Source organism: uncultured Corynebacterium sp., assembly GCF_945649885.1.
GTDB lineage: Bacteria > Actinomycetota > Actinomycetes > Mycobacteriales > Mycobacteriaceae > Corynebacterium.
On the sequence record NZ_CALZFS010000099.1, the window covers coordinates 1 to 11,543 of the forward strand.

At 56.9% G+C, this 11,543-nt stretch carries 9 protein-coding genes; 4 read left to right on the forward strand and 5 right to left on the reverse strand.

Features of this window, described 5'->3' with window-relative positions; translation table 11 throughout:
• Positions 1 to 248 (reverse strand): FadR/GntR family transcriptional regulator (locus tag Q0M74_RS10460; protein ID WP_293954170.1); only part of this gene is annotated, 248 nt, incomplete at its 3' end.
• A 266-nt stretch (positions 249 to 514) separates the two neighbouring features.
• Positions 515 to 1,003, reverse strand: coding sequence for a ferritin (locus tag Q0M74_RS10465; protein WP_293954172.1), 489 nt, complete (start codon positions 1,001 to 1,003; stop codon positions 515 to 517).
• 532 nt (positions 1,004 to 1,535) lie between these two features.
• On the opposite strand from Q0M74_RS10465, the gene nrdF reads away from it, so the two are divergent.
• From nrdF to Q0M74_RS10485, 4 genes are all read left to right on the forward strand, one after another.
• Positions 1,536 to 2,540, forward strand: coding sequence for a class 1b ribonucleoside-diphosphate reductase subunit beta (gene nrdF, locus Q0M74_RS10470; protein WP_293954174.1), 1,005 nt, complete (start codon positions 1,536 to 1,538; stop codon positions 2,538 to 2,540).
• Between the two features lie 891 nt (positions 2,541 to 3,431).
• Positions 3,432 to 5,174: a cytochrome c oxidase subunit I gene (ctaD, locus tag Q0M74_RS10475; RefSeq protein ID WP_293954176.1), complete on the forward strand. Its 1,743-nt coding sequence runs from the start codon at positions 3,432 to 3,434 to the stop codon at positions 5,172 to 5,174.
• A gap of 90 nt (positions 5,175 to 5,264) precedes the next feature.
• Positions 5,265 to 6,563: a phosphoserine phosphatase SerB gene (serB, locus tag Q0M74_RS10480; RefSeq protein ID WP_293954178.1), complete on the forward strand. Its 1,299-nt coding sequence runs from the start codon at positions 5,265 to 5,267 to the stop codon at positions 6,561 to 6,563.
• Positions 6,564 to 6,570: 7 nt separating this feature from the next.
• On the forward strand, positions 6,571 to 7,299 hold the full coding sequence (locus Q0M74_RS10485; protein ID WP_293954180.1) for an aminoacyl-tRNA hydrolase: 729 nt from the start codon (positions 6,571 to 6,573) through the stop codon (positions 7,297 to 7,299).
• A 174-nt stretch (positions 7,300 to 7,473) separates the two neighbouring features.
• Here the strand turns inward: Q0M74_RS10485 and Q0M74_RS10490 are convergent, their stop codons facing one another.
• From Q0M74_RS10490 to Q0M74_RS10500, 3 genes are all read right to left on the reverse strand, one after another.
• A complete protein-coding gene (locus Q0M74_RS10490; protein ID WP_293954182.1) occupies positions 7,474 to 9,504 on the reverse strand; it encodes an ATP-dependent DNA helicase in 2,031 nt (676 codons plus the stop codon).
• A 157-nt stretch (positions 9,505 to 9,661) separates the two neighbouring features.
• Positions 9,662 to 11,002 (reverse strand): nicotinate phosphoribosyltransferase, encoded by a 1,341-nt coding sequence (locus tag Q0M74_RS10495; RefSeq protein WP_293954184.1) that lies wholly within the window; start codon positions 11,000 to 11,002, stop codon positions 9,662 to 9,664.
• A 21-nt stretch (positions 11,003 to 11,023) separates the two neighbouring features.
• The coding region (locus Q0M74_RS10500; protein WP_293954186.1) for a CAP domain-containing protein at positions 11,024 to 11,543 on the reverse strand (520 nt) is incomplete at its 5' end.

Here is an 11,543-nt window from a genome sequence, read left to right on the forward strand (position 1 = left end):
TCCCGTGGCCGCACGGTGATACCGATGCGACGTGAGGATGAGACGAGCCCCAACTGTTCGAGAGCACGCATGGCTTCGCGTGCTACCGTGCGGGAGATTCCGAAGCGGTCGCTGAGATCCATCAGTTTGAAGGTATCGCCCACAGCAACTTTGCCGCTGACAATCTCCTGGCCAAGCTCATCAAGAACATTTTCGAGCAATGGCTTGGCTGGTGAGCCCGTTGACTTCTTTTCAGAGATCGGGGGCATATGAGAGCCTCCTTGTTCATTTCAGGCGGATGAGATTCGAGAACGCGGGCGGCACAAGAGACCTGGAACCTGCGAAATTCTAATTGTGATTACCATTATTCCCTTTTTTGCCGGAGAGTTCGAGACTTTCCCCACTTCTCTTGCGAAAAAGGTAGACAACCCCCATAAGAAGGCCAAAAAACCTCGTATACCTCCCCAGAAACAGATGATGGGGAAGTAGACGAGGTCGTTTTTGGGCGGGTTTCCGCCTTGATGAGGGGCCGCGACTAACGGGAGCCGAGTTCGGAATCGATGTTCAGAAGTCCGGAACCGGAATCGCCGGCGATGCGGAGGCGATCGAGGATCTCAGAAACGGTGGCTTCCTCCTCAACCTGCTCCTCGAGGAAGGAGTTGATCAGCGGGCGGGAGTCATAATCCTTCACAGCATCCTGAAGTGCTGCGAGCTCACGGATCAGACCGGAGATCTTCTGCTCGTGGGACAGGGCTGCTTCAAAGGCATCCACTGCGGTGCTGATATCCAACTTCGGTGGAGCAATATCACCAACCTGTGGGACATAACCACGGTCAAGAAGGTGCTGGGAGAACTTGTGGGCGTGCTCCAGCTCCTCTTCACTCTGGCTCTTCATCCAGTCGCGCATGCCGACCAGACCCATGTCATCCAGGAAGTAGGAGAGCTGAAGGTAAACCATGGAAGCCTCAAGCTCTGCGGTGACCTGATTGTTGAATGCGTTTGCAAGTTTGTCGTCGATTGTCATGGCCTCGAATGTACACCGACTTTCTCGAGCTGTCAGGCAAGGATAGTGTACCTTTACCTGCACTTATGTGGTTTGGGTAAGCTAACACCGGGCTGAATTCCATGCTCCAGGGAAGGCATAAAAACCTTCAATGAGTCCCATCTCACATTAAAGTGTTTGTCTAAAACTAAAGCTCAGAGCCATAATGCAAGGCAATATATACGGCCATGTCCGAGACGGGTTGTCCAGGTAGTGGGCCTAGTGCTTCCAGGGGATGACTTGCGATGGCTGGGAAACTCAGCTCACAGGGATATCAAATTGTGATGGAATGAACCTCTCACCAGTCGTTCTGGGGTCGTGACCAGGTGTCGGGAGACGGGCTTGGTGGTGCCCTTCACAACGTCGTGGATGTCGGCGGACGGCAGTTTCCTAATGCTGACATCACAGGTAGAGTCGGGGAAGTAACTCCGCCGCTGAATGCCGTGAAAAATCGGCTCGCGAGAAACGGAGTTGATTACCCCAAAGTTCTTTAAAGAGAGGAATATCGCACCACATGGCTGTCGATTCGCACCTGAGCACCCACGAGGCGTACCTCGAGAACAATCCGAACCCAGTTGAGGCTATCAACTGGAGCTCTATTCCTGATGAGAAGGATCTCGAGGTCTGGGATCGTCTCACTGGAAACTTCTGGCTTCCGGAGAAGGTGCCGGTATCCAATGACATCAAGAGCTGGGGAACCCTCACCGATATGGAGAAGCAGGCAACCATGCGTGTCTTCACCGGCCTGACCCTCCTGGACACCATCCAGGGAACCGTCGGTGCGGTCTCTCTCCTCCCGGATGCTGAGTCCATGCATGAGGAGGCTGTTCTAACCAACATCGCCTTCATGGAGTCTGTGCACGCCAAGTCCTACTCCAATATCTTCATGACCCTCGCCTCCACCCCAGAGATCAACGATGCATTCCGTTGGTCTGAGGAGAATGAGGCCATGCAGCGCAAGGCCAAGATCATCCTCGCCTACTACAAGGGCGATGATCCGCTGAAGCGTAAGATTGCTTCGGTCATCCTGGAGTCCTTCCTCTTCTACTCCGGCTTCTACCTTCCGATGTACTGGTCCAGCCATGCCAAGCTGACCAACACCGCTGATGTCATCCGTCTGATCATCCGTGATGAGGCAGTGCATGGCTACTACGTCGGTTACAAGTACCAGAAGGCGATCGTCAAGGAGACCCCTCAGCGTCAGGAAGAGCTGAAGGAATACGCCTTCGAACTTCTCTACGACCTCTATGAGAATGAGACCCAGTACTCCGAGGATCTCTATGACGCTTTGGGCTGGACTGAGGACGTCAAGCGCTTCCTGCGTTACAACGCCAACAAGGCGATGAACAACCTCGGCTACGAGGGGCTCTTCCCAGCGGATGAAACCAAGGTTTCTCCCGCGATCCTGTCGGCACTGTCCCCTAACGCTGATGAGAACCATGACTTCTTCTCCGGATCAGGTTCCTCCTATGTCATCGGTAAGGCTGAGCACACTGAGGATGAGGACTGGGACTTCTAGTCTGATTCTGGTTTAACCCCACGATGTGTCGCACTGCCTCCACTGAGAGGTGGTGTACACCGTTAGCAAGGGCCGCACGCATTTACCGCGTGCGGCCCTTGAGTCATTTCAGGAGAGAGGATATTTCATATCCGACCCACAGATACCGCTTCCTGAAGTTCACTCCATATATAGAGGAAGGAATTAAGAAGAATGGTCTTCAGGGCAGTGTGGGCAGGTGTTTCTCAGGAAGGAGTGAAAATCCTTGTGTGGGTGCTGTGAATATTTGCAATGAGGAACTCGCCGGTATTGATCAGACGTTCTGAAGAGGATAACTAGCGCGAGAGGCTCCCATTCCGCCTGTGTGGGCATAGGTGAAAAACTTGTCATTTGACGCAGAATCACGCCAGCACAAAGATTTCCGCATGTAAAACCCGATCCAGGCTTGAAATCCGGGATTCAGAATGACAAGTTTCCGTTTTGGTGGAGCAATTTCCCAGACCAGTCCCCGGGGTGGGGGAGCGGTTGGGCGATGAGAGTTCCTTCAAGTTTCCTCGCATTATTTCTGATCACTTGAGCCAACCCAACCTTTAGGTTGAGCCCACACGGGGGTGCCTTGGGGTGGGGTGCGGGGACTTATGGAGCGTTGGTCCGTGCAGGTGAAATACGCCCAAAATGTGAACCCTTTCACATGAATGAATGAAACAGGGTGGGAAACATGGGCCGGTCGATGAGGTGAGGGTCAACCAATGTGATGAAAACATTTTTTATGGGCCCCGCGAGGGGTTACAGTTAGCTGCATACCGGCCATTTTGGGCTGGCATCGGATCCTGCCTCTCGCCTAAGATGAGGCAGTGTTGTTAAAGGACGATCGGTAATCCGAATGGATCGTCCCGTAGTCAGGAGGAACCTATGACCGCTGTGGCGCCTAGGGTCGACGGGCACGTCGCCCCGCAGAGGCCCGAGCCGACAGGCCATGCTCGCAAGGGCAGCAAAGCATGGTTGATGATGACCACCACCGACCACAAGCAGCTGGGCATTTTGTACATCATTATGTCTTTCAGCTTCTTCTTCCTCGGTGGACTGATGGCTCTGCTCATCCGAGCTGAGCTTTTCACCCCAGGTCTGCAGTTCCTGTCGAATGAACAGTTCAACCAGCTGTTCACCATGCACGGAACTGTCATGCTGCTGCTGTACGGCACCCCGATTGTCTGGGGCTTCGCCAACTACGTTCTGCCGCTCCAGATCGGTGCGCCTGACGTAGCTTTCCCACGTCTGAACGCTTTCGGCTTCTGGATCACCTCCGTTGGTGGCGTGATCATGCTGAGCGGCTTCCTGACCCCGGGTGGTGCTGCTGACTTCGGTTGGACCATGTACTCCCCACTTTCTGATTCCATCCACTCACCGGGCCTCGGTTCTGACATGTGGATCATCGGTGTTGGCCTGACCGGTATCGGTACCGTTGCCTCCGCCATCAACATGATGACCACCATCCTGTGCCTCCGCGCACCAGGTATGACCATGTTCCGCATGCCTATCTTCACTTGGAACATCTTCGTTGTTTCCGTTCTTGCTCTGCTGATCTTCCCACTGCTGCTCGCAGCTGCACTGGGCGTTCTCTACGACCGCAAGCTCGGTGGACACATCTACGATCCAGCCAACGGTGGCTCCATCCTCTGGCAGCACCTGTTCTGGTTCTTCGGGCACCCTGAGGTTTACGTCCTCGCACTGCCGTTCTTCGGCATTGTCTCCGAGATCATTCCAGTGTTCTCCCGCAAGCCGATGTTCGGCTACGTCGGCCTGGTCTTCGCGACCCTGTCCATCGGCGCCCTCTCCATGGCTGTCTGGGCTCACCACATGTTCGTCACCGGTGCAGTTCTTCTTCCGTTCTTCTCCTTCATGACGTTCCTGATCTCGGTCCCAACCGGCGTTAAGTTCTTCAACTGGGTTGGAACCATGTGGAAGGGGCACATCACCTGGGAAACCCCAATGATCTGGTCCGTGGGCTTCATGTCCACCTTCCTCTTCGGTGGACTGACCGGCATTATGCTGGCTGCCCCACCACTGGACTTCCACCTGGCTGACTCCTACTTCCTGATCGCGCACTTCCACTACACCCTCTTCGGTACCGTGGTGTTCGCATCCTGTGCAGGCGTTTACTTCTGGTTCCCGAAGATGACCGGCCGCATGCTCGATGAGCGTCTTGGCAAGATCCACTTCTGGCTGACCTTCTTCGGCTTCCATGGCACCTTCCTCATCCAGCACTGGGTGGGCAACATGGGTATGCCACGTCGTTACGCCGACTACCTGGACTCCGATGGTTTCACCATCTTTAACCAGATCTCCACGGTTTTCTCCTTCCTGCTCGGACTCTCTGTCATTCCATTCGTTTGGAACGTCTTCAAGTCCTGGCGTTACGGTGAGCTCGTAACCGTTGATGACCCATGGGGTTACGGCAACTCCCTGGAGTGGGCAACCTCCTGCCCTCCTCCTCGCCACAACTTCACCTCCCTGCCTCGCATCCGCTCCGAGCGCCCAGCGTTCGAGCTGCACTACCCTCATATGATTGAGCGTATGCGTCTCGAGGCACACACCACCAAGCGCGACGAGCGTGCTGAAACCACTCAGACGCCTACTCCAACTGAAGTACGCTAAGAGTAAAATCTAAGTCCCCTCCGACTGCAACGACCCCGGTAGATACCTCTACCGGGGTCAATGTCGTTTCTTCCCCCGAATCATGAGACAATGAGCCTCGTGACTGAACTTTCCCAGATTGATAACGAGCTCTCCGACGTCGGCCAGTACGTAGCACTGCGGGATGAGTACCACCCAGCAGTGATTACCATCAGTGGCAAGGACCGCCCCGGTGTCACCGCGGCGTTCTTCCGCGTTCTGGCTGCCAACAAGGTCCAGGTGCTCGATGTTGAGCAGTCCATCTTCCGTGGATTCCTCAGCCTCGCAGCTTTCGTGGGTATCGCCCCTGAGCGGGTTGAAACCGTTACCAGCGGACTAACCGACACCCTCAAGGTTCATGGACAGTCCGTGAACGTGGAACTGCAGGATGTGGTGCAGTCCTCCCGACCACGCTCATCCCACGTGGTGGTCATTCTGGGGAACCCGGTTGATGCGATTGACCTCTCACGCATCGGCCAGACACTGGCAGATTATGATGCCAACATCGATACCATTCGTGGTATCGCTGATTACCCGGTCACCGGTCTTGAACTCAAGGTGACCGTTCCAGACACCAGCCCCGGCGGTGCACAGAAGATCCGTAAAGCACTGGCTGCGCTGACCACGGAACTCAATGTGGATATTGCCATTGAGCGTTCCGGTCTGCTCCGTCGTTCCAAGCGCCTTGTCTGCTTTGACTGCGATTCCACCCTCATCACCGGTGAGGTCATTGAGATGCTGGCCGCCCATGCCGGCAAGGAAGCTGAAGTTGCTGAGGTCACCGAACGCGCAATGCGCGGTGAACTGGACTTCGAGGAATCCCTCCGTGAGCGCGTCAAGGCACTGGCTGGTCTGGATGCCTCCGTTATCGATGCGGTGGCCAAGGATATTGTTCTCACCCCGGGTGCCCGCACCACCATCCGTACCCTCAAGCGCCTGGGTTACAAGACCGCCGTGGTCTCCGGTGGCTTCAACCAGGTGCTCGAAGGTCTCGCCGAGGAGCTGCAGCTGGACTACGTCCGCGCCAACACTCTGGAGATCATCGACGGTAAGCTGACCGGCCGCGTCATCGGTGAGATTGTGGACCGTGCTGCCAAGGCAACCCTGCTGCGTGAATTCGCAGAGGACTCAGGCCTGAAGATGTACCAGACCGTTGCTGTTGGTGATGGCGCCAATGACATCGACATGCTGTCCGCAGCAGGCCTGGGTATCGCCTTCAATGCCAAGCCCGCTCTGAAGGAGATCGCGGATACCTCCGTGAATCACCCATTCCTGGATGAGGTCCTCCATATCATGGGTATTTCCCGCGATGAGATCGACCTGGCTGACCTTGAGGACGGCAGCTACCACCGCGTCCCTCTGGAGCACTAAAACAATAATGCTTGACCACGCTCATCTGGACGCCGCTCACACCCTTCTTGCGGCGCGTGTCTCTGACGGTCCCCACTCAGAGGATCCTTCAGATCCCGGGACTGTTCAGGCCATGCAGATCGCCCTTCATATTCCGAAGGTGGATCCGCCCCGCAGAACCGATGTGTTGGATGCCGCGGCCAGAAGCGTGGTCAAGCTCTGCCTGGATGAACGGGTGGCTACAGATCCTGAGTTCCGGGCGGCCCTGGAACAGTGGTATGACCACCTAATCCGGAAGGTTGCCCGTCGGGCCCGGAATGCGGCCTGGGAACGCATCCAAGAGCTTCCAGGCGTCACGGTCACTGACGATTCAGCCCAGGTGAGGGCATTCCTGCCTAGTGCTGTCAGTGAGACCCCTGTAGAGATTAAGAAGTTGCAGATCTCCGGTACGGAACTTCCCCTGGATGAGCCGAAGCCGATCAGTGATGATCATCCCATCATCTATATTGATGTCTCTTTGAAGATGACCTTGGGTAAGGCTGCCGCACAGGTTGGTCACGCCTCCATGTTGTTGGCGGCTCATCAACCGCTCGACTGGGTCCAGCAGTGGGCAGAGGCGGATTTCCTGCTGCATGTTCGTGAAGTGGAGCCGGAGGAATTCGCCACCCGTGTGGCCACGTCCGGGGCGGTACCTGTTCGCGATGCTGGTTTCACCGAGGTGGCACCAAACTCCGTCACTGTCGTGGCCGTCCCCTGAGAAAATATCAGTTGAGTGTCAAAGGCTGTGATCCAACCTGAGGAGACACCATGGTTATCCCGCCACAGCCTTCGCTACGGGGAAACAGTTTCCCGGCCCCGTGAATTTAGGGGGAGTCCGCCCCCAGGTACTTCAAACAATCATCGGTGCTCTGATTGACCACCGTGGATGAGACTAGCCTGCCACCAGCCGCTTCAAAGCCTGGCGCACGGTAGAGGCATTGGTGGTCTCCCAGAAACGTGGCATGGAGGAACGCAGGAAACCGCCATAGCGTTTGGTCACCAGCCGGGTATCGAGCACAGCCACCACACCGCGGTCGGTGACATGGCGCAGCAATCGGCCGGCACCCTGTGCCATGAGTAGCGCTGCATGGGTGGCAGCCACCTCCATGAAGCCATTGCGCCCTTCAGCATCTGCCGCTTCCTTACGTGCCTGGAGCAATGGATCATCCGGACGGGGGAAGGGGATGCGGTCAATGATCACCAGTGACAGTGACTTGCCGGGTACGTCCACACCCTGCCAGAGGGTCAGGGTTCCGAAGAGGCAGGTGTTTTCTGATTCAGAGAACTTCTTCACCAGTGCACCGGTGTTGTCATCGCCCTGGCACAGCACATCAAAGGGGAGTCGGAGACGCATGGCCTCGGTGGCCTGGACAGCGGCTCGTCGTGAAGAGAACAGCCCGAGGGTGCGGCCCCCAGCAGCCATGATGAGCTCATAGATCTCATCGAGTGTTTCCTCCGGAAGTCCATCACGTCCGGGATCAGGAAGGTGACGTGCGGTGTAGAGGATGCCTGATTTCGCAGGATCGAAGGGGGTGCCGGCATCAAGGGAATCCCAGGTGCCCTTGGGCAGACCCCAGCTGTTGGCCATGGCGTTGAAGTTTCCGCCGATGGTCAGGGTGGCACTGGCCAGCACCACGGTGTTGTCAGTGAAGAGCTTCTGATGGAGCAGGCCCGCTACAGATAGTGGGGCCACGTTGAGGGAGTCGCCCCGGCGATCATCCTGGTTATGCCACACCACATCGGCCTGTTTGGCGGCATCCTCCTCCTCGAAGACCTCGAGGATGCGCACGATGGAATCATGGATCTCCTGCAGATGATTGGCCAGGTTCTGGCGTTCGGCATTACGTTCCGGGTCGCTGGCTGCCTCGCCATCAGGTGCAGTGCCGATCTGCTGACGCAGGGACCAGAGGGCGTCGCGAAGCGCCACGAGGGTGCCCTTGGAGCCTGCATCCATATCGCGCCACCTACCAGGCTGCATGGCCTGGAGCATCAGCTCCAGATCCCCGGCAAGCTCGGTGACCTTTTCCTCACGCCCATTCGAATCCAGTTTGGAGGCGCGTCGTGCCGCCAAATTGAGGGAGTTGACGGTGATCTCCGCGGAAGCGACGGCGGTGATGCGGCCATCAAGTTCGTGGGCCTCATCAATGACCACCACGTCATGTTCAGGCAGGACATTGGCATCCGATAATGCGTCGATGGCCAGTAGCGCGTGGTTGGTGACCACGATGTCAGATTCCTTGGCCGTGGCACGGGCGACCTCTGCGAAGCATTCCTCACCATGCGGGCAGCGGGAGGCTCCGATGCATTCACGGGAGGTGACACTGACCTGCTTCCAGGCAAGATCAGGAACGCCGGGGTCCAGATCATCGCGGTCACCGGTGTCGGTTTCATTGGCCCAGTCATGCAGCCGCACGATGTGTTTTCCCAACCAGGAGATGTCCTCCTCTTCGATGAGGGCCTCTTCCGCCTCTGGTTCGCGGGCGATCTTATTCATGCACAGGTAGTTGGAACGCCCCTTCATGATGGCAAAGGTTGGGCGACGTTCCAGCAGCGGTTCCAGCGCATCTGCCAGGCGTGGAAGGTCACGGTTGACCAACTGACGCTGCAGGGCGATGGTGGCGGTGGAGATGATCACTGTGGAATCCGTGGTCTGCGCGTGGCGTATCGACGGCACCAGGTAGGCGAGGGACTTACCGGTGCCGGTTCCCGCCTGCACCGCCAGATGCCGTTTGTTGTAGAAGGCATCGGTGACAGCTTTAGCCATCGCCTGCTGACCAGCGCGGGGCGCACCACCCAATGACTCGACTGCAGCGGTGAGTAGTTCCTCGGTGGAGGCATTCAACGGTTCAGTGGTGGTGTCCTCCGTGGTGGCATCATCGGAGGTGGCTGTGGAAGCGGTGGGGGAAGAATCAGCGGCAGACATCCCGATCAGTCTATCGGGATAGGCAGCAGAAGCCGAAGCACCGTGTTCACATGCTCTGATGCGGTTTTATCCACCCCACATATCTGCCCCCTTGCAGAAGATGATCTTCCACAAGGGGACGGCGATGACTCACACTGGGCAAGTGGGGAAACCAGGGCTAGAAGGTCTCCGGGAAGCCGATGAAGCGGGTGTGCAAGACCGGCTCATCGCGGGAGAGTGCCAGACCCTCCCATGGCAGGGAGACCAGCTGTTGAGCAAGATAGCCACGGGACTGTTCCAGGGTGGGGATTCCCTCGACCAGTTCACCACCACGGATGAGCGGGATGGTCAGCTCAATGGTGTCCAGCTTCCCGGTGTCCGGGGTGTCTGAGTGGTAGGGGTAGACGATCTCCTCGATGGCGGTGCCGGTGGCACGGTGTGTGCGCACTGCCTTCTTGGCACCACCGTTGCTGGCCTTGTTGCGGGAGCGTTTCGCCACCGGGTGTCCGTCGACCTCAACGATCTTGTACACCAGACCGGCGGTGGGGGCACCGGAACCGGTGACCACCGAGGTGCCGACTCCGAAGACATCCACGGGTTCACCGCGCAGGCCTGCGATGGTGAACTCATCAAGATCAGAGGAGACCACGATCTTGGTGTTGTGTGCACCCAGATCATCGAGTTGTTGGCGAACCTGTCGTGCCAGCACTCCCAGGTCCCCGGAATCCAGACGGACACCACCGAGGTCGGTTCCAGCGACCTCAATGGCGGTTTCCACCCCCTGGGTGATGTCGTAGGTGTCCACCAGCAAAATGGTGTCCACACCGAGGTTATCCACCTGGGAACGGAAGGCCGCAGCCTCATTCGGGGTGCCGTCATCATTGACGTGCAACAGGGTCCAGGCATGGGCAGAGGTGCCCGAGGCCGGGATACCATAACGGAAGGAGGCTTCCAGGTTGGAGGTTGCGGAGAAACCAGCCAGGTAGGCGGCACGTGATGCCGTCACCGCGGCGTATTCATGGGTGCGCCGTGAACCCATCTCGATGATGGGGCGACCATCAGCGGCGGTAACCATGCGGGCGGCAGCAGAGGCCACGGCGGAGTCGGCGTTCATAATCGACAGGATTACTGTTTCCAGGATGACACATTCGGCGAAGGTGCCGCGGACAGTCAGCAGCGGGGAGTTCGGGAAGTAGATCTCGCCTTCGCGGTAACCGTCGATGTGGCCGGTGAAACTGTAGTTGGCTAGGAATTCGAGGGTGCGGTCATCCAGGAAGTCCAGATCCGCGAGTTGTTCCTCGGTAAATTTGAAGTCTTGGATAGCCCGGAGCACACGTGAGGTTCCGGCAACCACGCCATAACGACGCTCATTGGGAAGTCTTCGGCTAAACACCTCGAAGGCAGCTTGGCGGCCAGCTGTGCCGTCAGCAAGCGCAGCCTCGAGCATGGTGAGCTCGTACTTATCGGTCAACAGTGCTGTTGACCTTTCTGGAGGAATGGAAGATGCAGTTGAATTCACCTTTTCAATCCTACGTAAAAGCTACTGCTGAGTGAATTGCACCACTGCATAGGTCTTACCGTTCATCTCTGCAAGGCCGACTCCGATGGCTGTATTAGCGGGGTCCATCAGTGCGTCATAATTTGCAGTGTCATCAGCCCATCGATGGAGGATCGCATCTGTGGTGGCAGTTTGGCTATCGAGTCTGCTCTGTAGCATGAGGATCTTTTTATCTGCAGAATCCTGAACAGGTTCAGTGTAACCACCGGCTAGAGCATTCTGTTCTGCCTGCTGTTGAGCATTGGCGTGGAGCATAATATCTATTGTTACCCCAGGAATAGCTTCGCCGGAGAGAACGCTATTGAGTCTTTGTGTGTTGATGGCATTGAATAAATTAGTTCGTGCCTGCTTATTTTCTTCAGGAGAGGTAATCGGAGGATCATCGGTGCCGCTGTCTGAGTTTTCTGAATTATCAATGCCTGTGATCACAGTTCCGACGGTGATCACGAGCGTGAGAAGCACCGACATAATGGGAAGCGCGCGGCTGAGGGAATCCACAAAG